General features: G+C 66.1%; 23 protein-coding genes and 1 pseudogene. 16 read left to right on the forward strand and 8 right to left on the reverse strand.

Translation table 11 applies throughout. The annotated features are described in order from the left end of the window. The first annotated feature begins 382 nt into the window (after window positions 1-382). Window positions 383-1,039 (forward strand): DoxX family membrane protein, encoded by a 657-nt coding sequence (locus Q0R23_RS04175; protein WP_293910721.1) that lies wholly within the window; start codon window positions 383-385, stop codon window positions 1,037-1,039. Between the two features lie 24 nt (window positions 1,040-1,063). On the opposite strand, the gene Q0R23_RS04180 is transcribed toward Q0R23_RS04175, so the two are convergent. Continuing rightward, complete coding sequence (locus Q0R23_RS04180; protein WP_293910677.1) at window positions 1,064-1,624, reverse strand: TetR/AcrR family transcriptional regulator; 561 nt, start codon at window positions 1,622-1,624, stop codon at window positions 1,064-1,066. Between the two features lie 159 nt (window positions 1,625-1,783). Between Q0R23_RS04180 and Q0R23_RS04185 the strand changes: the two genes are divergently transcribed. Both Q0R23_RS04185 and Q0R23_RS04190 read left to right on the forward strand, forming a co-directional pair. Further along, window positions 1,784-2,662: an alpha/beta hydrolase gene (locus tag Q0R23_RS04185; RefSeq protein ID WP_293910679.1), complete on the forward strand. Its 879-nt coding sequence runs from the start codon at window positions 1,784-1,786 to the stop codon at window positions 2,660-2,662. A gap of 173 nt (window positions 2,663-2,835) precedes the next feature. After that, complete coding sequence (locus tag Q0R23_RS04190) at window positions 2,836-3,438, forward strand: twin-arginine translocation signal domain-containing protein (protein ID WP_293910681.1); 603 nt, start codon at window positions 2,836-2,838, stop codon at window positions 3,436-3,438. 74 nt (window positions 3,439-3,512) lie between these two features. Here the strand turns inward: Q0R23_RS04190 and Q0R23_RS04195 are convergent. Then, window positions 3,513-4,213: pseudogene (locus Q0R23_RS04195) on the reverse strand (IS6 family transposase); the annotation flags it as partial. A 432-nt stretch (window positions 4,214-4,645) separates the two neighbouring features. Between Q0R23_RS04195 and phnC the strand changes: the two are divergent. From phnC to Q0R23_RS04255, 12 genes are all read left to right on the forward strand, one after another. Continuing rightward, entirely contained in the window at window positions 4,646-5,449 is an 804-nt protein-coding gene (phnC, locus tag Q0R23_RS04200) for a phosphonate ABC transporter ATP-binding protein (RefSeq protein WP_293910683.1), read from the forward strand. Window positions 5,450-5,504: 55 nt separating this feature from the next. Next, the gene (gene phnD, locus Q0R23_RS04205; protein ID WP_293910685.1) at window positions 5,505-6,362 is read left to right on the forward strand and encodes a phosphonate ABC transporter substrate-binding protein; all 858 of its coding nucleotides are present in this window, start codon (window positions 5,505-5,507) and stop codon (window positions 6,360-6,362) included. A 99-nt stretch (window positions 6,363-6,461) separates the two neighbouring features. After that, window positions 6,462-7,301, forward strand: coding sequence for a phosphonate ABC transporter, permease protein PhnE (gene phnE, locus Q0R23_RS04210; RefSeq protein ID WP_293910687.1), 840 nt, complete (start codon window positions 6,462-6,464; stop codon window positions 7,299-7,301). Further along, window positions 7,298-7,732 (forward strand): phosphonate C-P lyase system protein PhnG, encoded by a 435-nt coding sequence (locus tag Q0R23_RS04215; RefSeq protein ID WP_293910689.1) that lies wholly within the window; start codon window positions 7,298-7,300, stop codon window positions 7,730-7,732. The genes phnE and Q0R23_RS04215 overlap by 4 nt, the downstream gene beginning before the upstream one ends. Continuing rightward, window positions 7,732-8,301: a phosphonate C-P lyase system protein PhnH gene (gene phnH / locus Q0R23_RS04220; RefSeq protein ID WP_293910691.1), complete on the forward strand. Its 570-nt coding sequence runs from the start codon at window positions 7,732-7,734 to the stop codon at window positions 8,299-8,301. The genes Q0R23_RS04215 and phnH overlap by 1 nt, the downstream gene beginning before the upstream one ends. After that, a complete protein-coding gene (locus tag Q0R23_RS04225; RefSeq protein ID WP_293910693.1) occupies window positions 8,301-9,404 on the forward strand; it encodes a carbon-phosphorus lyase complex subunit PhnI in 1,104 nt (367 codons plus the stop codon). The genes phnH and Q0R23_RS04225 overlap by 1 nt, the downstream gene beginning before the upstream one ends. Next, complete coding sequence (locus Q0R23_RS04230; RefSeq protein ID WP_293910695.1) at window positions 9,401-10,321, forward strand: alpha-D-ribose 1-methylphosphonate 5-phosphate C-P-lyase PhnJ; 921 nt, start codon at window positions 9,401-9,403, stop codon at window positions 10,319-10,321. The genes Q0R23_RS04225 and Q0R23_RS04230 overlap by 4 nt, the downstream gene beginning before the upstream one ends. Then, entirely contained in the window at window positions 10,318-11,109 is a 792-nt protein-coding gene (locus Q0R23_RS04235) for an ATP-binding cassette domain-containing protein (RefSeq protein ID WP_293910697.1), read from the forward strand. Before Q0R23_RS04230 ends, Q0R23_RS04235 begins: the two co-directional genes overlap by 4 nt. Continuing rightward, window positions 11,096-11,824 (forward strand): hypothetical protein, encoded by a 729-nt coding sequence (locus Q0R23_RS04240; RefSeq protein ID WP_293910699.1) that lies wholly within the window; start codon window positions 11,096-11,098, stop codon window positions 11,822-11,824. Before Q0R23_RS04235 ends, Q0R23_RS04240 begins: the two co-directional genes overlap by 14 nt. Continuing rightward, window positions 11,821-12,561, forward strand: coding sequence for an ATP-binding cassette domain-containing protein (locus tag Q0R23_RS04245; RefSeq protein ID WP_293910701.1), 741 nt, complete (start codon window positions 11,821-11,823; stop codon window positions 12,559-12,561). The genes Q0R23_RS04240 and Q0R23_RS04245 overlap by 4 nt, the downstream gene beginning before the upstream one ends. Continuing rightward, complete coding sequence (locus tag Q0R23_RS04250) at window positions 12,561-13,775, forward strand: alpha-D-ribose 1-methylphosphonate 5-triphosphate diphosphatase (RefSeq protein ID WP_293910703.1); 1,215 nt, start codon at window positions 12,561-12,563, stop codon at window positions 13,773-13,775. Before Q0R23_RS04245 ends, Q0R23_RS04250 begins: the two co-directional genes overlap by 1 nt. Window positions 13,776-13,842: 67 nt before the next feature. Next, the gene (locus Q0R23_RS04255; protein WP_293910705.1) at window positions 13,843-14,076 is read left to right on the forward strand and encodes a hypothetical protein; all 234 of its coding nucleotides are present in this window, start codon (window positions 13,843-13,845) and stop codon (window positions 14,074-14,076) included. Window positions 14,077-14,100: 24 nt separating this feature from the next. Here the strand turns inward: Q0R23_RS04255 and Q0R23_RS04260 are convergent, their stop codons facing one another. The 6 genes from Q0R23_RS04260 to Q0R23_RS04285 form a co-directional block, all read right to left on the reverse strand. Next, window positions 14,101-15,186, reverse strand: coding sequence for an ABC transporter ATP-binding protein (locus Q0R23_RS04260; protein ID WP_293910707.1), 1,086 nt, complete (start codon window positions 15,184-15,186; stop codon window positions 14,101-14,103). Beyond that, window positions 15,183-15,965: an ABC transporter permease subunit gene (locus Q0R23_RS04265; protein ID WP_293910709.1), complete on the reverse strand. Its 783-nt coding sequence runs from the start codon at window positions 15,963-15,965 to the stop codon at window positions 15,183-15,185. The genes Q0R23_RS04260 and Q0R23_RS04265 overlap by 4 nt, the downstream gene beginning before the upstream one ends. After that, the gene (locus Q0R23_RS04270) at window positions 15,962-16,903 is read right to left on the reverse strand and encodes an ABC transporter permease subunit (RefSeq protein WP_293910711.1); all 942 of its coding nucleotides are present in this window, start codon (window positions 16,901-16,903) and stop codon (window positions 15,962-15,964) included. Before Q0R23_RS04270 ends, Q0R23_RS04265 begins: the two co-directional genes overlap by 4 nt. Before the next feature lie 224 nt (window positions 16,904-17,127). Continuing rightward, window positions 17,128-18,201 (reverse strand): extracellular solute-binding protein, encoded by a 1,074-nt coding sequence (locus Q0R23_RS04275; protein WP_293910713.1) that lies wholly within the window; start codon window positions 18,199-18,201, stop codon window positions 17,128-17,130. Then, window positions 18,198-19,085 carry a TIM barrel protein gene (locus Q0R23_RS04280; protein ID WP_293910715.1) on the reverse strand — a complete coding sequence of 296 codons (888 nt, stop codon included), beginning with the start codon at window positions 19,083-19,085 and terminating at the stop codon, window positions 18,198-18,200. The genes Q0R23_RS04275 and Q0R23_RS04280 overlap by 4 nt, the downstream gene beginning before the upstream one ends. A gap of 120 nt (window positions 19,086-19,205) precedes the next feature. Then, window positions 19,206-21,764 carry a bifunctional YncE family protein/alkaline phosphatase family protein gene (locus Q0R23_RS04285; protein ID WP_293910717.1) on the reverse strand — a complete coding sequence of 853 codons (2,559 nt, stop codon included), beginning with the start codon at window positions 21,762-21,764 and terminating at the stop codon, window positions 19,206-19,208. A 203-nt stretch (window positions 21,765-21,967) separates the two neighbouring features. On the opposite strand from Q0R23_RS04285, the gene Q0R23_RS04290 reads away from it, so the two are divergent. Next, a partial coding sequence (locus Q0R23_RS04290) for an alkaline phosphatase family protein (protein WP_293910719.1) occupies window positions 21,968-22,393 on the forward strand: 426 nt, incomplete at its 3' end.

Genomic DNA, 22,393 nt, shown 5'->3' on the forward strand with positions numbered 1-22,393 from the left:
GATCTCGCCCACGCTGGCACCGGGCCGAATCTGGGTCTCCAACTCAGCGATCAGTTCCTGGTACGCTTCGTCCGCCTGAACTCTCCATCCTGCTGTTGTCGGCTCCATGGCCCATCATCCCCCATTTCTGAGTTGCACCCACCAAACCAATCCCAGACTGACACTTAAACCCAACTTCTACTCTGTCAACTTAGGGTGCACCCCAGGTGGACATCCATAGGGCCGCTCACGATGAATCTGGGCCGCGCAGGTGGTGCCAGCCTGTTTCGTCCACAGAGCCGCTTGGCTTCGTACTGTTTGCCGTTGGGACGACCCGACTGACGTTCACACTGCTGGTGGTCTGATCTGGAGCATCGGTCAAACATCTAGACCGACGCGGTTGGTGTATGCCCTGGTACTGCGTGGCCATGTACTCAGCCGCCAGTCATGTTCGAGCGAGGTTTCGATGCAACGACCCAAAGCGCCACCCACTGGCAATACCTCTGTTACGCCGCCTACGCTTGCCTGGCGCCTGAACGTACTCGAGCTCCGGCTAATCACCTGGTGGGCGCGCCACGGCATCACGCTGCTGCGCCTGGCACTGGGCGTGATCTTCTTCTGGTTCGGCGCTCTCAAATATTTCCCTGGTGCCAGCAGCGCTGAGGACCTGGCCACCCGCACCATTTCGGTGTTGAGCTTTGGCCACCTCGCACCTCAGATGAGCCTGCCGCTGCTGGCCACCTGGGAGTGCCTGATCGGCCTGGGGCTGCTGACTGGGCGACTGCTTAGAATTACGTTGTTGCTGCTTTTTGCGCAGATGGCGGGCACGTTTCTGCCGCTGGCTTTCTTTCCCCACGAGACGTTCCGGCACTTCCCGCTGGTCCCGACGCTGGAGGGCCAGTACATCATCAAGAATCTGGTGCTGGTCGCCTCGGGCCTGGTGATCGGCGCTACGGTACGAGGTGGGTCGCTGATTCACGACGCCGGGGCAGCCGATACCGCTGAGCGAACACAGTCTGTGCAGCAGCGCTTCCGTCGCCGCTTTCAGCGCGAACCGTAAGCATACCGAGCGCCTTCCCTGCGCCTAGGCCTCCCCCAATAGCCGATACCGGAGGCGCTGCATACTGTGCCCAAACAGCGCCGCTTCACCGCTGACCCGCGAGACGACGTAAGCACCCTGCACCGCCATGAACACATCGTCGCCCGCTTCGGGACTCAATCCCAGCGCCTGGACCGCGCTACGCAGGGCCTCCCGGTAAGTCCGGACGATCTGCGCCGCCCGCCCGGCGGCAGAATCGCCCAGCGCCCGCAACTCGGTGGCCAGTGTGCCGAACGGACAGCCCAACTCGGCAGCGGCCTGGGAACCGCTCAGGAGCCACTCGAAGTAGGCGCCCAGCCACTCAGCCCCGCTGAGCGGCGCGAGGCGGGCCAGCACCACCTGCAACTCCTGCTCACAGGCGTCCAGCGCGGCCAGCACCAGGTCGTCGCGGGTCTTGAAGTAGTAGTAGAGGTTGCCCAGTGGTACCCCTGCCGCGCTGGCCACATCGTGCAGGGTGGTGCCGCCGACCCCGGACGTCCGAAAGCGGCGCAACGCCGCCGTGACAATCTGATCGCGTTTGCCTGCCTGATCACGTTTGCCTGCCATCCTCCCACCTCCGGCCATCCACCCCAAGGGGCGATGAAGCGTTGCCCTGGTCTCGGTGAAGTGCGTTCCCATCACCGCAGGGCATTCTACCCTTACATTAAGTCAGAATTCTAACTGAGAACTGGTGACGGGCCTGCGAAGCCCGACAAGGAGAACACCATGACACTGAACAGACTACTTTTCCCCCTGATCCTGCTGACCCCAACGGCCCTGGCGGGCGGGGCGGATGGCCGCCAGCAAGGCATGCTCGACGTGAACGGCGCCCAGATTCATTATGTCTCGGTCGGCAGCGGCACCCCGATGTTGCTGCTGCACGGCTACCCGCTGAGCGGTGAGCTGTTCGCCCGCAACCGGGACACCCTGGCGGCGGCAGGCTACCGGGTCATCACCATCGACCACCGAGGATACGGGATAAGCACCGCGCCCAGCAACGATCCGGGCAGTCTGGAAACGTACGCCAAGGACGCGCTGGCGGTCATGGATAAACTCAATGTTTCTAAGGCCATCATCGGCGGAATGAGCATGGGCGGCCCCATCACCTTCGAGATGTACCGCGAAGCACCAGAGCGCTTCCTCGGGATGATCCTGATCGATACCCTCGCCAACCCGGCTGGGATCGTCGAACAGAACCTCTGGAAGGGCATGGCCCAGAAAGCCGTCACCTACGGCCCCCAGTCGCTGGCGCCTGAGCTGCTCAAGGACATGCTGACCGGCCAGACCCGCATGAACCGGCCCACTGACGCCAAGGTGCTGAGCGCCATCGTCAGCCAGGCCAGCGTGGCCGCCGATGTGGCTGGTGCCAAGGTGCTGGCGACCCGCCCGGATTCCATTCCCACCCTGAAGACCATCACGGTGCCGACCCTGATCATCGAGGGCCTCGAGGACACCGTCTACCCACCGGAGTTCAGCCTGAAGATGCAGCAGAATATCCCCAACGCCAAGCTGGTGATCATCCCCGGGGCCGCGCACGCCGCCGTCTTCGAGAAGGCCAGCGCCGCCAACGCCGCCATCATCGACTGGGCCAAAACGGTGAAGTAAGACTGGCCGGGACCGATCAGCGTTCGTCATGTCACACCGCCCAGTCGCGCCCGAACGCACGTCTGTGAACACTCCGGCGAGCGCGTCGAGGGCTAGACCATTCCGACTTTTCTCCGGGTACACCCACCATTCCCCGACCTGCGACCACCGCAGATGAGCAACAGGAGGACACCATGAGCGAACTTGAACCGACAACCATCGACCTGACCGTAGCCGAAGGCTCGAACGACCGCCGAACCTTTTTGACCCGTCTGACCGCCGCTGGAGTCAGCGTGGGCTTGCTGGGTTTCGGCACTTCCCAGGTGGGCGCCGCCAGCCTGTCCATGAAGGCGGGGCTGACCGAGAAGGACTTCCGGATGGGCGTGATTGGCCCGGCCACCCTCTCACGGATCGTCAGTCAACTGGCAGTTGTGCGCGCGACTCAAGTCAATGCCCGCGAATTCGCCCGTTTCGAGTTGCGTGAGGCCGTCGCCGTCACCACGGTCCTGAGAGAACTCAAGACGCCGACGCCCCCGATGGACGCCAAGGCGAAGGCGACCCTGGCCAAGATCCAGGGGGCAGCGCCGGGACGCGAGTTCGATGTCGCCTACATCACGGCCCAGCATGACAACCACGTCTTTCTGCGAGACCTCGCCACGGCCTACCTGAACAACACCACGCCTGCCGAGCCCACCTTCGCCGAACAGCAGGGGCGCCACTTGGCCACGCTGGCCCTCAACCAGTTCACCGAACACGTCGAACTCACCGCCAGAATCCTCAAGGAGTTGCAGGGCTAAAGCTGAGGCGCCGTGTCTGGTTGTATTGACTTGACCGGGTTTATGGCAGTCAGACAGCAGGGGTGGCCTAAATCTCAGACCACCCCTACCGCGACTGCTGACCATGCCTGGAACGCTTTGTTTTGGTTGTCCCTTCGGGTGGCAGCGTTGACGCTGGTGCGGGAATGGTCGTGAAGGTTGGTGTCTTGGGCAGAGCAGCGCCCATGAGGACGCTTGCCCGCTGATGCGGGCGTGGAGACTCAGGAATTCTTGAGCGCGCTTCCGTCGCCTGAACCCCTGCTGACTTCGCTCCTGTCGCCGTGTGGAGCGGTGTTCTTGTCTTGGGCAGAACAGCGCCGCTGGCGACGCTTGCCCGCTGCTCGATGATGTTGTTGCACCTGGCCGTGGAGATCACCTGCTGATGGTCAACGTTGACCACGCTCGGGATCTCTCGAATCGCGGCGCCGTAGCTGCGCAGCTAATCGGTATGGATCATCTCTGGAACGTCATATTCATTCAGAAGGCGAGTCAGGAAGATCTTCGCCGCTTCAGTGTCCTGATGCCGCTGGAGAAGAATGTCGAGCGCGAAGCCGTGCTCGTCGACTGCTCTCCACAGCCAGTGTCGAATACCGTCTACGCTCGTACACACCTCGTCGAGACGCCACCGGGAACCTCGTCGGGGTTCCCGGTGGCGCAGGTCTTCAGCGAAGAGGGCGCTGAACTTGATGCACCACTCGCGCAGGGTTTCGTGGCTGACCTCAATGCCGCGCTGGTGCAGTAATTCCTGCACGTCCCGGTAGCGGCCAAGCGTCCTCATGGGCGCTGCTCTGGCCAAGAAACGGTGGCGGTATGGCCTGGCGTCGGTCACGGCAGGTCAGCCTACCCCGGTCCGGTTAAGGCAACACAACCACGAGAACAGCTTTCCCCACCTAGACCGGACAACCAACGGGGTTGAGTGTAGGGGTGAAACGGGTGCCTGTACGCCACGCCCGATGTGAATCCGGCTGAATTTCGTCCCCCGCATCCCCCTCGCCCGACTCCCTATGAGCAGGCACCAGTGGGACTGACCGATATCCCCAGCACCGATCACAGCTTCGCAGCCTTTCCCATGTGCCCGCCAGATTGTGAGTTGACACTCAACTGACGATCCGCTGACGCCACACTGACAGGGCCTCCCTACGCTGTTCCCCGGCACGATGCTGAAAGCCGCAGGGCACCGGGGGGCACGATGATCGAAACCAACCGATTGGGTGTGAGTTACCGGGGCCAGCCCGCATTGACTGATCTGAGCGTCACGATAGGTGGCGGCTTCACGGCGGTGATCGGGCCGTCTGGGGCGGGGAAATCAACCCTGATGCGGGCGCTCAACGGCCTGATTCCGGCAGGCAGCGGGCAGGTGCTCTTTCAGGGCACGCCGTTGGGTCGCCCCGGCAGCGCCCTGCTGCGGATCCAGCAGCGCCGGATGGGCATGGTGTTCCAGGGATTTAACCTGGTGCGCCGCCTCTCGGCTCTGGAGAACGTGCTGCTGGGCCGCCTGGCCGCCACCAGCCCCTGGCGCAGCCTCAGTGGCTGGCTACCGCACGGTGAGCGCGAGCTGGCCCTGCATCTGCTCGACCGGGTAGGGCTAGCCGACCACGCCTGGCAGCGGGCCGATCAGCTCTCCGGCGGGCAACAGCAGCGGGTGGGGATCGCCCGCGCCCTGGCTCAGCAACCCCAGGTGATCCTGGCCGACGAGCCGATCAGTGCCCTCGATCCGAAAAGCGCCGCCGAGGTGATGGCGATTTTGCACGGCATCCAGGCGCAAGACGGGCTGGCGGTCATCGCCAACCTGCACTCGCTGGAAACGGTGCGCCGCTACGCAGGCCGTGTGATCGCGCTGCGGGCCGGGCAACTGGTATTCGACGACGTACCGCAGCGCCTGACCGATAACGTGGCCCGCGAACTCTACGGCCAGGACGCCCTGCCGGGCGAGAGCCAGGAGCCGGGCGGGAATCAGGAGCTGCCCCCGAACGTCCACTTCGCCTCGGCCTGAGTCGGCTCCACCTGACCTTACTTCGCCCTCGACCCGAACTTCACCAGGAGTCACCATGCGTAATCCACTGATGCTCAGCCTGACCGTGCTCACCCTGTCTAGCAGCGCCTTCGCCCAGGACAAGACCGGCTGGCCCAAGGCCCTGACCTTCGGGATTATCCCCACGGAGGGCTCCTCGGCCACGCTCACCAAGTGGCAGCCGTTCTTCGCCTACCTGGGCAAGACCCTGGGCGTGGAGATCAAACCGCAGGTCGGGGCCGACTACACCGCCGTGATCCTGGCGATGCAGAACAAGCAGCTCGACGTGGCCTACTTCGGACCCAAGTCGTACATCACGGCGGTCGAGCAGGCGGGAGCCGAGGCGATAGTCATGGACAATACCGTCAAGGGCGGGCTGGGCTACCACTCGATCATCATCAGCAAGGCAGGCAGCGGCCCCCAGTCACTGTCCTCCGCCAGGGGTAAGACCTTCGCTTTCGTCGATCCGCAGAGCACCAGCGGCTACCTGATTCCGCTGACCCACTTCGTCTACGGCCTGAAGGTCAAGCCCGACACCTACTTCAGCAAAGTCATCTTTGCCGGGTCGCACGAGAACGCTATCCTGGCGGTGCTCAACGGGACGGTGGACGTGGCCGCCACCAACGACGCCGACATGGCGAACGCTGTCGCCAAGGGAGCGGTCAAAGCCAGCGACTTCAACGTGCTGTACGTCTCGGCCAGCATCCCCAACGGCCCCACCGCCGTGCGCGGCGACCTGCCCGCCTCGCTCAAGACGGCCATCAAGTCCGCCATGCTCGGCTACAAAGATCCCAAGGGTCTGGACGCGCTGAACCTCAAGAGCTGGGTATCGGCCTCCGACAAGGATTACGACCCGATCCGCCAGGCCAATGACGTGCAAAAGATCGCCAAGTAAGCGTGGAGCGACGCTGCTGACCAGTCAGGCGGCGGGGAGTGCCCTAGCCGCCTGGCCTCATTCATTGTGTTGGAGTTCATTGTGTTGGAGCTGCCTGACATGACTATCCGAGTGCCCGAACCGCCGTTGCCCATCTACCGTCCACCGCCCGCCGTGCTCCGAAACCAGCGCTGGCGGTGGGCGGCCTCGGCCACCGTGCTGCTGATCGTGGCCCTGTCGTTAGGTGGCTCGGAAATCAGTTTGCCCAGACTGACGCAGGGCTCGGTCAACATCGTCCACTACCTCTTCGGCAGTGCCGAGCGGCCCAGGAGCGGCTACTTTCCGCCGGATTTCAGTAACGGTCTGGTGTACCTGCAACAGATGCTGCTGACGGTCAAGATGGCGGTGGTCGGCACCACCGGCGCGGTGATCCTGGCGATTCCGCTGAGCTTCCTGGCCGCCCGCAATACCACGCCGAACCGCCTCACCTACCAGCTCACCCGGCGGCTGCTCGATCTGTTCCGGGGCGTGCCCCTGATCGTGATGGCACTGATCTTCGTGGCAGCGGTGGGGCTGGGGCCGTTTCCAGGCATTCTGGCGCTGGCGATTCACACGGCGGGCATCCTGGGCAAGCTGTTTGCCGAGGGCATCGAGAACATCGACGAGGGCCAGGTCGAGGCGGTGCGCTCAAGCGGGGCGCATCCGGTGCAGGTTCTCTCGCACGGCGTCTGGCCGCAGATCATCCCGCACCTGCTGTCCATGACGCTCTACCGCTTCGAATCCAACGTGCGCGACTCGACCCTGCTGGGCATCGTGGGCGCAGGCGGCATCGGTTACTACATCACCGAGGCGATCCGGGGTTTTGATTCGCGCTCGGCCAGCGCCATTCTGATCATCATTCTCTCAAGCGTGTTCCTGATCGACTTTCTGAGCGCCAAGCTGCGCGAGCGGCTGTCATGATTTTGACTGGCGCGACCCTGACGGACCCGCTGAGCGTGCTGTGCCGCGCCGAGGCCGGGTGGCTGATCGAGCAGGCCGAAGCGCTGTTGCCGGAGCTTCAAGATCTCGGGCTGGAAGTGCTGCTCAACCGCACCGCCCTGACCCTGCTGCCGATGCAAGACACCGTCAGCGGCCAGCCGTTCTACCTGGGTGAGGTGCTCTTGGCCGAGGCCCAGGTGCGGGTCGGTGAGCAGCAAGGCTACGCCGCCGTCGTAGGCCGCGACCTGGTGCAGGCGCTGGCTGCCGCCGTGCTGGACGCCGCTGGAACATTGCCGCAGTTCGAGCAGCGAGTCACGGCGCTCATTGGTGCCGAACGCGTGCGCCAGGCGGCAGACGATGACCGGACGCTGCGCGAGATCGAGGCCACCCGCGTGGAAATGGAGACCTTCTGATGCCAGAGCTGCTGAGCGTCCCTGTCCCGACGCCCGCCGAGCGCCGCAACCAGGCTACCTTCCAGGCGCTACTGCGCAGCCTGAGCACGCCGGGCCGCCCCGTGCGCGTCGAGGGTGATCCATGGTTCGGCGTGGCCCTGGCCCTCCTCGATCTGGACGTCAGCTTCGCGACCACTGACAAGGTACTGGCGGCGGAATACCAATCTACCGGAGCGCGGCAGGTTTCCTGGGATCAGGCCGACTACCTGTTCGCGCAGCAGTGGGACCGTGCGCTCCTTGGCGATCTGAAGGTCCTCCGGATCGGTTCGCCACTCGCGCCCGCCGAGTCGGCGACGCTGCTGCTGCCCGCCGAGCTGGGCGGCTCTGGCCCAGCCTTCGAGTTCAGCGGCCCCGGCGTCAATGGCCACCTGAAGGTGCACATTAGCGGCGTTCCTGACGAGTTCTGGACCCTCCGGGCGCGGGCCTGCCGCTTTCCTCTCGGCTGGGACGTGCTGCTGCTCGACCAAGGCGCCGGTCTGGTGATGGGGTTGCCCCGCACGACCCGCGTGGCTGGACTGGAGGCCCGGTAATGGCCTACGTGGCCGCCAGGGGAGGCGAGGCTGCCATCCAGGCCGCTGAGGCCCTGGCGCTGCGTCACCTGGCAGAGGTCAGCGCCGATCAGATCGCCTGGGTCGAAGCCCACCTCAGTTTGCTCGTTGACCGGGTGATGGGCGAGGCGTCGCTTTACGCGCCCCGGCTCGCCGCGCTGGCCCTGGTGCAGTCCGGCGGTGAACTGGAGGGCGCCGTGCTGCTGCTGCGGGCCTACCGCAGTACCCAGCCACGCATACAGGCGGCCCAGCCGGTCACCGACGCCAGCATGACCAGCCTGCGCCGGGTCTCCGCCGCCTTCAAGGACATCCCCGGCGGACAGCACCTGGGGGCGACCCTGGACTACAGCCACCGGATGCTGCGGCTGGACCTGCTGGACCAGGGGCGTAGCGCGTTACCCGCCGTCAGCGTCGCGCAGACTCCTGCCCCGGCTCACGCCGAGAGTGTCTCGCTGTGGCTGCGCCGGGAAGGTCTGCTGCCCCAACTCCCCGACCTGGCGGGCGAAGTGGTTTTCGATGTCACCCGTGAGCCGCTGACCTTTCCGGCGCCCCGCGCAGCCCGCTTGCAGAGCCTGGCCCGCGCCGAAACCGGCGGCGTGCTGGCGCTCGGCTACGCCAACATGGTCGGCTACAGCGGCGTGCATCCGACGGTGGGCGAGGTGCGGCTGGCCCAGGCCGAGGTGACGCTGCGCCACCCCGTCAGCGGTGAGCTGTTCAGCGCCGGGCGGGTCCGGGTCAGCCGGGGCGAGATCGTCGCGCCCACGCCTGAGGGTGCTTCGGCGTCCGGGGGTGCCCAGGGCTCCTTGAGCCTGGGCTGCTGCGCCGCGCTCGGCTGGAACGAAACCAAACTGATCGCGGGCGGCGTGCTCGACCTGGCGATGGACCAGCCACAGGCGCACCCCGCCTTGCAAGAAGAATTCGTGCTGAACCACACCGAGAGCGTGGAGGCCAGCGGCTTTTGCCTGCATTTCAAGCTGCCGCACTACGTCACCTTCGCCTCGGAGCTGGATAGGGTGCGGGCCGAGCGGACCAGAAATGCCCAGCCGGACATCGCCGCGTTCGAGCCCCCGGAAGTGAGCGTATGAGCACCCTCGCCGATTTGGCCGCGCCCCGCGCCGACTACACCTTCGCCTTTCTCGACGAGCATGCCAAGCGCGAGGTGCGCCGCTCACTCCTCAAGGCCGTGTGCATCCCCGGCTACCAGGTGCCCTACGCCAGCCGCGAGGTGCCGATGGCGCGGGGCTGGGGCACCGGGGGCCTTCAGGTGACGCTGAGCGTGATCGGTGAGCGCGACACGCTGAAGGTGACCGATCAGGGCGCCGACGACAGCGTGAACGCGGTCAATATCCGGCGCTTCGTGGCCCGCATGACCGGCGTGGTGACCACCACCGACACGCTGGAGGCGACCCTGATCCAGAGCCGCCACCGCATCCCTGAGGAGCGGCTGCGGGAAGGCCAGATCCTGATCCTGCAAGTGCCGCTGCCCGACCCCTTCTCATACCTGGAGCCCAGCCGCAGCAAGGCCCGCGAGCTACACGCCGACAGTGATTACGCCCTGCTGTGGCTGCGGCTCTACGAGGACCTGACCCGGCGCGGTGAGGTGATGACCGGGGCCGACCATCCGGTGAGCGTGCATGGTCACTACGTCATGGCCCCCAGCCCGATTCCGCGTTTCGACGTGCCCAAGTTGCACCAGGCCCCACACCTGACGCTGCTCTCGGCGGGGCGCGAGAAAAAGCTCTATGCCGTGCCGCCGTATACCGACGTGCAGCCGCTGGCTTTTACCGACGTGCCGTTTCAGATTGAGCGCCAGGAGGGCTGGGTGTGTGCCCAGAGCGGCGTGAGCGGCGGGTTCATGACCGAACTGCCGTTGCCCGGCGGAGGCGCCAGGTACGTACTCTCAGACACCGGCCTGCTGGACAAGCTGGTGCGGGCGCGGCGCGGTGAGGCGGTGACGGTCGGGGAGACGTACACCGAGCTTGGCCCGGAGGCTTCGCCGTGACGCTGACGCTGGAGGCCGCCCCACAGCTTATTCGGGTCCGGCCCCTGCTGCGGGTCACGGGCCTCCACAAGCGCTACGGGCAGACGCAGGCGGTGCGCGGCGTGAGCTTCGAGCTGTATCCCGGCGAGGTGCTGGGCATCGTGGGCGAGTCGGGCAGCGGCAAGAGTACCGTGCTGCGGTTGCTGAACCTGGAGGAGACCCCGGACGGTGGACGCTTTGAGCTTGGCGAGACCCCAGACGTCTTCGCCCTGACCCGGCAAGAGCGCCGCGCGGTGCAGGTTCATCAGATCGGTATCGTGTACCAGAATCCGCACCTGGGGCTGCGGCTGCGCTCCTCGGCGAGCGGCAACATCGCCGAGCGGCTGCTGAGTGCCGGGGAGCGGCGCTACGGGGCGCTGCGCGAGGCCGCCAGCACCTCGCTCGCCGCCTCCGAATTTCCGCTCGCCAGGATGGACGACCCGCCGCTCGTGCTCTCCGGTGGCATGCAGCAGCGGGTCCAGCTCGCCAAGGCCACGGCCCTGAGCCCCCGGCTGCTGCTGCTCGACGAGCCGACCACCGGCCTGGACGTCAGCGTTCAGGCGCGGGTGCTCGACACGCTGCGGACCATGCAGCGCGCCCACCAGGTCAGCATGATCGTCGTCTCGCACGACCTGGGCGTAATCCGTACCCTGGCCGACCGGGTGCTGGTGATGCGCGGCGGCCTGGTGGTCGAGCGCGGCCTGAGCGATCAGGTGCTCGACGACCCGCAGCACCCTTACACACAGGAGCTGGTGCATGCCAAGCTTTGAAGGGGGACTAGGCTCTGAAACGAGGCTCACTCAGGCGCCGACCGTCCACCCCGGCGCCGTGGTCCAGGACTCGCATCTGGGGGCCTGGACCGAGCTGGCCGAGGGCGTGCAGGTGCTGTCGTCGTCTCTGGGCGACTACAGCTACGTCATGGAGCGCAGCCAGGTCGCGCACAGCCGGATCGGGCGCTTTTGCAGCATTGCCTCGGATGTGCGCCTCAACCTCAGCAATCACCCGTTGGAGCGTCCGACCTCGCACCACCTCACCTACCGGACCCACCGGGCCGCCGCCTACGGGCTGGGCGAGGACGACCAGGCGTTTTTCGACGGGCGGGCCGCCCAGGTCATGACCCTAGGCCACGATGTCTGGACCTTGCACTGCGCCACCGTGCTGGCGGGCGTCAGCGTCGGGACCGGCGTGGTGGTCGGGGCAGGCGCGGTGGTCGGGGTAGGCGCGGTCGTCTCGCGGGATGTGGCGCCCTACACCGTGGTGGCGGTCGTCCCGGCCCGGCTGTTGCGAAGACGCTTTGCGTCCGAGGTCGCCCGTCGCCTGCTGGAGTTGGACTGGTGGAACTGGACCCACACGCAACTGGCCGAGCGCCTGCCCGATCTGCGCGGCGATGTCCTGAACTTTTTGAACAAGTACGAATTGAACACAGCCGAACCGAACACCGCCGATCCGCACACCTCCGAATTCAAGACCGAGGCGCACCCATGACCCTGCTGACCGTGACCGATCTGAGCAAACGCTTTCACATCCACCACCTGGAGCGCGAGGTCGCGGCCTTCGGGGAGCTGAGCTTCACCCTGAGGGGCGGCGAGTTCAAGCGGGTTTCGGGAGCCAACGGAGCGGGAAAATCCAGCCTGCTGCGCTGCCTGTACCGCAGCGCTCTCCCGACGGGCGGCAGGGCCATCTACGCCTCGCTACGCGGCGAGATTGACCTGGCTCGCGCCCACGACGCCGATATCGCCCTGCTGCGGCGTGAGGAGATCGGCTACGTCTCGCAGTTTCTGCGGCCCCGGCCCAGGACGAGCGCCCTACGGCTGGTCGCGGAAGGTCTGGGTACAGCAGGTGTAGGTGCAGCCGGTCTAAACACAGCCGGTCTAAACACAGACGAGGCCGTGGACGCCGCTCAGGAGCTGCTCAGCGAGCTGGGCCTACGGCGCGAGCTGTGGCCCGCTTACCCCAGCACCTTTTCCGGAGGCGAGCAGCAGAAGGTCAACCTGGCCCGCGCCCTGGTGCGGCCCCAGCGTCTGCTACTGCTCGACGAGCCGACCGCCTCACTCGATGCCCAAGCCCGGACGGCGCTCTCTCGGCGGCTAAAGACGCTCAAAGAACAGGGCGTGGCGCTGCTGGGTGTCTTCCACCATCCCGGCGACGTGGCCGGGCTGATCGACGGTGAGATTCGGGTGTCCGCGCCTAGCAGCGTCCAGGCTCAGGAGGTCACGGACTGATGTGGATCATCAATGCCCGGCTGGTGCTTGCCGAGAGGGTCATAGAGCGCGGCGCCTTGAGGACCGAAGGCGGCCTGATCGCCGAGATCCGCGAAGGCGACGAGCCGACGGGTGCGTCCGTGCTGGACGCCCGTGGCCTGACCCTGATCCCCGGCCTGATCGACGTTCACGGCGACATGATCGAGCGCGAACTCGAACCCCGCCCCGGCACCCGCTTCGGGACCGATCTAGCGGTTCTGGAACTCGACAAGCGGCTCTCTGGCTGCGGCGTGACCACGGCCTACGCCTCGCTGAGTTTCGCGGATGGCCTAGGTCTGCGCTCTGAATCGCGGGCGCTGGAGATCATTGCCGAACTGACAGCGATGCGCCCGGCCCTCATGGTCGATCACCGTATCCACGCCCGCTACGAGGTCTCGAATACCGACTCGCAACCGCCGCTGCGTGAATTGCTGGTGCAGGGAGCGGTTTCGATGCTCTCGCTGATGGACCACACGCCCGGCCAGGGCCAGTACCGCGATATGGAGACCTACGTGGCCTACCTCGCCAAGTGGCTGGGCCGCGACGAGCAGAGCGTGCGCGAGTTGACCCTGGCGCGGATGGCCCAGGGAAGGACCTCGCTGGGGCCGGAGGGAATCAGCGGCGCTCAGGTCTGGCGGATCGGGGCCGAGCTGGGGCAGCTCGCCCGCGATCTGGGCGTGGCTGTCGCCTCGCACGACGACGACACCCCTCAGAAGGTCCGGCTGGTTCAGGACATGGGCGCGACTATCAGCGAGTTCCCGGTGACGCTGGAGGCCGCTCAGGCCGCCCGTGAGCAGGGGCTGTGGGTGGTCATGGGCGCCCCCAACGCTCTGCGCGGTCAGTCGCATTCCGGCAACCTGAGCGCCATGAGTGCGCTGGAGGCCGGGGTGCTCGACGCTCTGGCCTCGGACTACTCGCCGATGTCGATGCTCCAAGCCGCCTGGCAGATCGCCCGGCAGGGGCGGCTGGACTTGTCAGGCGCGATCAGGCTGATCACGGCTGGACCGGCGGCGTGCGCGAATCTGCTCGACCGGGGCCGCCTGGAGGTGGGTCTGCGAGCCGACCTGGTGCTCGTTGAAGACCTACACCGCCCCCGCGTCCGGATGACCCTGCGCGGGGGCCAGATGATCTACCACGACGGCAGGCTGACGCATCCGTCATCCCAACAAGCTGAACTGCGGTCCGCCGGAAGGTGATTCAAGCCGCCGTAGTTCACTGCACAAAGTCAACACTCAGACTTTGATAATTCTAGAGCTGTCCTTCATGAATATTCCTGACGCCTGGATCGCTGACCTGCAACTCGTGGACGGTCGCATTCATATGGAGCTGCGGTTGTCGGACCGGCTGCCGGAGACCGGGACGCTGCTCATTACCGAGAGGTACGGCACCTGGGAGGTACTTCGGGTGCTGAGACAGTCCACGACCACTGAAGTGACCGAGCTGCTGGTCCGTCTGGTTGAAATTGCAGGGGTCGAGCGGGAAAAGCCTCAGGCATGAGCACCCGGCGAGGACGCTAGGTCTTCAGGCGCTGACCGTCTCGCGGATGACGTGGATAGCCCCACTGGGCACGTGCAGGTGCGTTTCTTCGCCCAGCGCCAGCGCCTCGGCCTGAGCGCCTTGGAGATCGATTTCAAACTCGTGCGTCCCGGCCCCGACACTGACGCGGGTGACGGCCCCCAGGAAGCGCTTCTGGCGAATCTGGACGGGGATGCTGCCGGGAGCCTGAGTGCCCAGCCGCAACTCTTCGGGGCGCAGATAGAGCCGCACCGCCTCGCCCCGCGAAAAGCCGCCGAGCGGACGCCCCACCCCCAGCGGCGCATTCAGCCCGGCGACCTGCACCAGCCCGGCCTGGGCATCAACGACCTGGCCGGAGAGCCCACTCGAACGGCCAATGAATTCGGCGACAAATGGAGTGGCCGGGCGGCGGTAGATCTCGGCGGGCGGCCCCACCTGGGCGACGCGGCCCTGGTTGAGCACCACCACCCGGTCTGAGATCGCCAGCGCCTCCTCCTGGTCGTGGGTGACGAACAGGGTGGTGGTGCCGGTCTGCTGCTGGACCCGGCGAATCTCGTCGCGCAGGTTGAGGCGCACCTGGGCGTCGAGGGCCGAGAGCGGCTCGTCGAGGAGCAGCACGCTGGGCCGAATCGCCAGCGCCCGCGCCAGAGCGACCCGTTGCTGCTGACCGCCGGAGAGCTGCGCCGGATAGCGGCCCTGGAATTCGCCCAGGCCAATCAGGGCGAACAGCTCGTCCACCCGCTGCTTTTTCTCGGCGCTGCCCAGCCGCCGCACGTCCAGCCCGAAGGCGACGTTCTCGCCCGCCGTCAGGTTGGGAAACAGACTGTACGACTGAAAGACCATGCCCATGTCACGCGTTCGGGCGGGCAGCCCGGTCAGGTCGCGCCCGCCGAGCAGCACCCGCCCGCCGTCGGGACTCAGAAAGCCCGCGACGATTCTCAGCAGGGTGGTTTTGCCGCAGCCCGACGGCCCCAGCAGCGTGACCAGCTCACCCGGCGAGACGATCAGCTCCAGGGGATGCAGGGCGACCTGGCCCGCGTAGGTTTTGGACACGGAATCGAGGTGCAGGTGCTTGAGCTGGCTCTGTGTCATTTCGCCTCCTGGGTGCGGCGGGCACGCCGGGCCGCCCCCGATTCGAGGTTCAGCAGCAGGTACATGGCCCCCCAGGTCAGCAGCAGGGCGCTCAGCGCCAGCGCCGCCGAGCCGGTGGCCTTGCTGGAGGCGATGTAGGTCATGTAGACCGGAAAGGACTGGTAGAGCAGCACGTTGGCGATGGTGAATTCACCCAGACTGAGCGTCAGGATCAGCAACACCGCCCCCAGCACCGCGCCGCGCACGTTCGGCAAGATGATGCGGCGCAGCAGGGTGCCCCAGCTCGCCCCGACACTCTGAGCCGCCTCGCTGAGGGTTTGCAGGTTCAGTGAGCGCATCCCGTTGTCGAGTGCCCGGTAGGTGTAGGGAATCGCCAGCACAGTGTAGGCCGCCACCAGGTAATGCGGCGTGCCGACGAACCACTCCGGGCCGGTGTAGAACGCCGAGATGCCGCTGACCAGCACGATGGGCGGGATGATGAACGCCACCACCGACAGGGCGCTCAGCAGAGGCCGCAGGTGGGCTGAACGCAGATTGACCCAGTAGGCCGCCGGAAAGGTGATCGCCAGCGTCAGGATGATAGTTTCCGCCGCCACCTGGCCGGTGAGCATCAGCGCGTCGGTAAAGCCGCGCTCGCGCAGGACCTCGCTGTAGGCGCTGAAGTTGTAGACATCGCCGCCCGCCCACAGCGAGTTGGCGAACAGCGAGCCCAGCGGCACGAAGAAGTACAGCGCGAACAGGCTCAGGGCGGCGCCGCTCAGGAATTTCCCCGCCCTCATGGCCGCCACCGGCTGCTCAGGCGGTCGAAATAGGTGTAGAGCGCCACCGTGATCAGCATGATGACGATGATCAGCAGCGCGATGGCCCGGCCCATCTGCGGCTCGCTGAGCACGTTGCCGGTCATCACCGCCGCGATTTGCAGCGGCAGCAGCGCCACCGTGCCGGAGGTCAGCGCGTACGGCGTGGCGTAGGTGGCAAACGCATTGCCGAACAGCATGGTCGCGCAGGCCAATAGCGCCGGGGCGATGATCGGCAGCCCGATGCGCCGCCAGTAGACTGTCCGGCTGGCCCCCAGGTTCTCGGCGGCCTCGGCCCACTCGGCGCGCAGCCCCTCCAGCGCGGGCGCAATCAGGATCACCATCAGCGGAATCTGGAAGTACAGGTAGACCACCACCAGGCCCCAGACGTTGAACAAGCTAAAACCCGTGCGCGACAGATCGAAGCCCGCACCCGCCAGCAAGCGGGTCACCACGCCGGTTGAGCCCAGCGTCATCAGGAAGGCCAGCGCCAGCGGGATGCCCGCGAAATTGGACGCCACGCCGGAAAAGGCCAGCAGCGGACGGCGCAGCCAGCCCGGACTGCCCGGCCCCAGGGCGAGCCAGGCCAGCAGGGCGCCGAGTACTGCGCCGATCAGCGCCGAGAAGAAACTGAGGGTCAGGGTATTCTTGAGTCCCAGCAGGTACTGGGTCTGGGTCAGGGCCTGGACATACTGGGTCGTGAAGTGGCCCGCGTCGTCCCGGAAGGCGCTGATGAGCACGGCGATGGACGGCAGCGCCATGAAGGCGATCAGGTAGGCCAGCAGCGGCCCCACGAACAGCCAGGTCAGCGGGTCGCTGCGCCACCGGGCCAGGCGGTTACGGCGCACGGTCCGGGGCGGCGTCTGACCGAATAGCTCTGATACCAGAACATCCGGGAGAAGCGCCGGATGTTCTTCCATCGCCGCCATCCGGTCGTTGCTTCTTCTCGCTCCGCTTGGATTCGTCTTCGACTCATCTGAAGTTCGTATCAGACTGGAGCTGATTCCCTCCGGCTGGAGGTCGCGGGTTAGCGGTTCGGTGTCGGTCAAGGTCGGTTTCCCTCCTGAACGGAAGCGGCGAATCTGGAGTAGCGGCCCGCAGGCCAGCCGACTCCAGACTCGCAACGAGCAAATCTACACGCCCCTTACTGGAGCTGCTTGGCCCAGTTGGCTTTCATGGCGTCCTGCGCCTTCTTGGTCTGGTCCGCCGTCGGGAAGCGCACCCCGGCATACACTGCCGCGTCGGGCAGGGCGTCCAGCATGGCCTTGGGAATCACGCCGCGCTTGACCATGTCGTTGAAACGCACCGGGTGGGCAAAGCCCTTGAGAAACAGCAGTTGTCCCTCGTCGGAGGCGACGTATTCCAGCCACAGCTTGGCGGCGTTGGGGTTGGGGGCGTAGGCGCTGATGGCAGTGGCGTAGTGGCCGCCCAGCACGGCGTCGCTGGGCACCACCGTGACGTAGTTGATCTTGCCCTTGAGCGCCTGACCGTAGCCGAGGTTCAGGTAATCCCAGTCGATCACGATAGGGGCCTGGCCCGACTGGATGGCCGCCGGGGTGCCCTGCACCGGGATGTAGTTGCCCGAAGCCTTGAGCTTCTGGAAAAAGTCGATGCCCGGCTGGATGTTGTCGAGCGAGCCGCCGTTGGCAATCGCCGCCGCCCAGACCGCCGAGAAGGGTGACTGGCCGGTCAGCGGATTACCCGAAAGGGCCACCATGCCCTTGTATTCGGGCCTGAGCAGGTCTTTGAGGGTTTTGGGGACCGTCTTGACCTTGTCGGTATTGACGCCGATGGAGACTACCCCGAAGTAGTTGCCCATCCAGGCGCCGTCGGGGTCCTTGGCGTCCGCCGGGATGCTGGCCCAGGTGGCGGGCTTGTAAACGCTGAGCATCTTCTCGCCCTTGGCCTGGATGGCGAAGCCGGGGCCGACGTCGATCACGTCGGGACCGCGCTTCTGACCCTTCAGCGAGCGCATGGCCTGAAGCTCCTCACCGCTGGACGCCTGGGGTGAGGCGTTGGTGATCTTCAGGCCGTACTTCTTCTGGAAGCTGTCGATGATCTCGCCGTAATTGGCCCAGTCGGGCGGCAGGGCGATGGTGTTCAGGCCGGTGTCGGACTTGGCCTTGCTGATAACGGCGGCGGGAATGGCCGTCTGGGCCAGGGCGGTGAGCGCGGCGCTGAGCAGCAGCAGGGCGGACAGAACACGGAACTTTTTCATAAGTGGACTCCTTGGGTCAGGGCAAGATGCGGCTCTGGGTGGAGCAGGGTGCTCGGCAGCGAATCGGCCCATTGCACGGCGGCCTCCAGCTCGTCCGGAACGACTTCCAGAATCAGGTACGGATCGGTGGTGGTCGCCCGCAGTGAGCGCAGCACGCCCGGCCAGTGGACGGTGCCCGCGCCAGGCGCCAGGTGCTCGTCGGCGCTGCCGTCGTTGTCCTGAAGGTGGACATGGCCGAGCAGCGGCGCGACCTGATGCTGGCCGGTCTGATGCTGGCCGGTCTGACTCAGCCAGCCCTGGGCACTCAGGCCGCCGCGCTGGGCATTGATGTGCGCGTGCCCGGTATCGACGCTCAGCCGCACGAGGGGGCTGTCAAACGACGCCACCAGGGCGAGGAGCGGCGTGGGGTCGCGGTCGAGAATGGTTTCGATGACCAGCGTGACGGCGGCCTCGGCAGCGCGCTCAAGCACCGGCTCCAGGGTGAGCTGGGCCAGCGCGATCTCCTGGGCCAGCGTCTGGCGGTGCTGCGCGAGGGTATGACCCCAGAAGTAGAAGGGGCTGTGCAGCACCAGCCACCGCCCACCGACCTCCTCGGCGAAGGCCAAGCCCTGGAGATAGCGCTGCTGGGTGACGCGCCGGACCTGCGGATCGAGGGCGTCCAGATGCAGGTTCCAGAACGGTGCATGCACGCCGACGCGGCCCTTGTGGTGCTGGAGCAGGGCGGCCTGGGCCTTGGCCAGCGCCCGCCAGTCGCCGTCCAGCAATTCGGCGCTCTCGCACAGGTCCTGCAACTCGATATCGCGCTCACCCTGCATCAGCCAGTCGGCGTAGCGCTCCAGTTGAGGCTGTTTGACCGCCAGACCCAGCCGTTTCAGATCGTTCATGGCGACTCCTGAGTGTCTTGGGAACTGTTGATGGAATGCAGCCTGTCTTCGCGTCAAGTTAAGGGTCGGTCGTCAGCCCCGGTTCAGCTCTCGTTTGGGTCATCCCGGCGTCTGGGCTGCTCAATCGCCTTTCTGAACACCGCCCTCGCCCACGTCGGCGCCGAGGCTGGGCGCCGTCCGGAAGCTATTTTTCGGGGCAGGCATGGGCACGCCTCTCCCCTTGACCGCGTGCCAGATCATGTCGTTGAAGCTGGCCTCGTCTACCCGGTCTTCCTGCGAGAAGTCCATTTTGGCCGCGTCCTGCTGGCGGTAGGCGCCCAGGGCGTTCATCTGGTCGAGCGGCTGCTTGGGCACCGCCGCTGTGTAGGACGTCAGGTCGGGCGTGTCGCCAAACGCCGCGACCATCGGCGTGGCCGCCGCGTCGAACTGGGTCATCGGTGGCAGGCCCAGGATCAGTTCCATGGTCCGCAGCATGCTGACCGTGCTGTAGCTGGTGTGATCGGGCATGCCCCGCTTGTTGTAGGCGCTGACCACGTAAGCCGTCGTGCGGTGGGCGTCGATGTGGTCGGGACCGTCCTGGGCGTCGTCCTCGATCATGAAGATGGCGGTGTCCTTCCAGTACGGGCTTTGGGACACGGCCTCGACCAGTTTGCCCACCGCCAGGTCGTTGTCGGCCACATACGACGCGGGCGTGGGCGCGCCCTTGCGGGTGCCTGCCGTGTGGTCGCGGGGAAAGCGCACCACGCTCAGTTGCGGAAGCTGGCCGTCTTTGACGTAGCCGCCGAACTCGGCTTTCCAGGCGTCAAACCGCACCTGATCGCTGACGCTCATGTCGTACACCGGAAAGGTCGGGCTGAGATGACCTTTGAGCACCGGAAAGTACTGCGCCGGAACGACGTTGGGCGCCTTGCTGCCGAAATCGGCGAACTCTCCGTAACTGCGGAAGGTGATTCCGGCCTTCTGGGCGGCGTCGAACAGGTAGCCGCCGGTGGGTGCGGACGCGTCCGAGCCGCCCTCGAAGTCGTAGGGACGGCCCCGCCCGGAATAGTTGGCGGGCCAGTTTTTCTGGGTGTACTCGGTGGCGACACCGCCCATGGTCCAGTTGTGGCCGTCGGCGCTGACCTCGGCGTCGGCATAAAAATGATCGAACAGCCCGAAGGTGCTCGCCAGGGCGTGCTGATTGGGGGTCACGTCCGGCCCGAAGAGGGTCAGCGCGGGTTCGCCCTCGCCGCCCTTGACGTCGCCCAGCACCTGATCGTAGGTCCGGTTCTCCTTGATGACGTAGATGACGTGCTTGATCGGCGTCGGGTCGCCGGGGCGGCGCGGGACGGCGTGCGGGGTGGTGTCGGCGGCGGTGCGGGTCAGCACTCCCTGGGTTTCGTCGAAGCCGTTGTTTTTGACCACATTGGCGGTCATGGTCGCCAGCTCTGAGTCACCCGGCAGCGCGATGGTCTGGATGGTCCCGCGCGCCATCGCCGCGATGTACTGCTCCTCGGGGTTGTCCTTGCCGGGAACGGGACCTTGCGGATTGGGTCCAGCGCCCAGGCCCTTCATGTTGGTGACGAACAGCAGCGTGCCGTCACGGCTCAGGCTCAGGGTGCTGGGAAACCAGGCGGTGGGCATCAGGCCGCGCACCTTCAGGCTGGCGGTATCGACCAGGGCCACGTCGTTGTTGCCCGCATTGGCGACCAGCAGCGTCTTGCCGTCCGGCGTGACGGTCACCGCGTTGGGCATCGAGCCGAAGGGGGCGCCCGCATACGGAGCCAGTTTGACCTCGCCGGTCACGGCGTTGCTGGCCGTGCTGATGGCGCTGACCGTATCTGAATTGGCGTTGGCCACGTACAGCGCCTTGCCGTCCGGTGAGAGGGCCAGGCCGCTGGGATGGTCACCGACGCTGATCTTGGCTCTGACACTCAGGTCGGCGGTGCTCACCGCACTCACCGCGCGGGCGTTCCAGTGCGAGACGTAGAGGGTCTGCCCGTCGGGGGCTATCAGCAGTTGGTAGGGAAGCGTGCCGATGCCCGCCGCGCCCGCCGCCTCGCCGAACTTGAGCGTTTTGATGGCCGGGGTCGCTGCCGGGCTACCCAGATCGATGGCCGCCAGCGTATTGCCCAGGTTGAGCGCCGCGTAGAGTGTCTTGCCGTCCAGGCTAATGGCCAGGCCCGCCGGATACAGTGGGGCCTTGGCGTCGCCCAGGATCAGGCTCGGTCCCTCGCTGAGCGTCTGGGCTGCCGAATCGAAGCTGTAGACCCGCACCTTGTTGTTGCCGCCCGCGCTGGCGTACAGGCTCTTGCCGTCGGGGCTCCAGACCACGCCCACGTAGAGCGCTTCCGGCGAGTTGTAGGGAATGCTCTGCACCACCTTGCGGGTGGCGGTGTCGAACAGGGCCAGGCTCTGCACACCCTGGCCGTTGTTGCTGATGGCCAGAAAACGCCCGTCTGGACTCCGCGCCGCGCCCATCGGACGGTCCCCGATCTCGGTGTTCAGGCCGGTGGGCGTCAGGCTCCAGTGGTTGGGCGTCAGCCCCGTGCCGTTGGGTTGCGGACCGATCAGGCCGAACAGTCGGGTCTGGCTGCCCACTGCCAGGGCGCCGCCGAGCAGCAGCAGGGCGGTCAGGGGACGGATAAGGCGCTGATTGAGCTTGTGTTGGCTAAGTGGGCGCTGAACCTTGGTCTGCATACGTTCTCCGCAGGGGCCGTCTGAACGAGTGCGGCCCAACGCGGGTACCCTAGTCTCAAATCTTCAGGGGAGTGTCTTGCCCGAAGCTCGCTGAAGGTGGGCGTCGGCACCAGGAAGGCCGAACGAGCCTGGCTATTCGCGCTTTAGCTTCGGCTGACCGTGCACAGACGGGCGGCTAACACGGCGGGCCTAGCGTGGCCGACGTGAACAACCTCAGATTGCTGCTCTTCAGCGTGGCGCTCAGCGCCGGACTCTCGGTGGCCCAGGCGACCCAGACCCAGATAGTCCAGACTCAAGCAGTACAGACTCAGGGCTCACCCGTCAAGCACGTCCTGCTCATCAGTGTGGACGGCATGCACGCGTTGGACCTGGCGCTGTATGTGGCGGCCCACCCCGATTCTGCGCTGGCCAGCCTGGCGGCCCAGGGTCTGACCTACACGGGCGCCCGCTCGGCGCTGCCCTCGGACTCGTTTCCCGGCCCGCTGGCGCTGATAACCGGCGGCACCCCCAAAAGTACCGGCGTCTACTACGACGACAGCTATGACCGCCTGCTCGCCGCGCCCGGCAGCGACTGCAAGGTGGCGGGCACCGAACTGGTTTTTGACGAGAGCATCGACAAGAACCCCGAG

This window comes from Deinococcus sp. (assembly GCF_025362455.1).
Taxonomy (GTDB): domain Bacteria; phylum Deinococcota; class Deinococci; order Deinococcales; family Deinococcaceae; genus Deinococcus.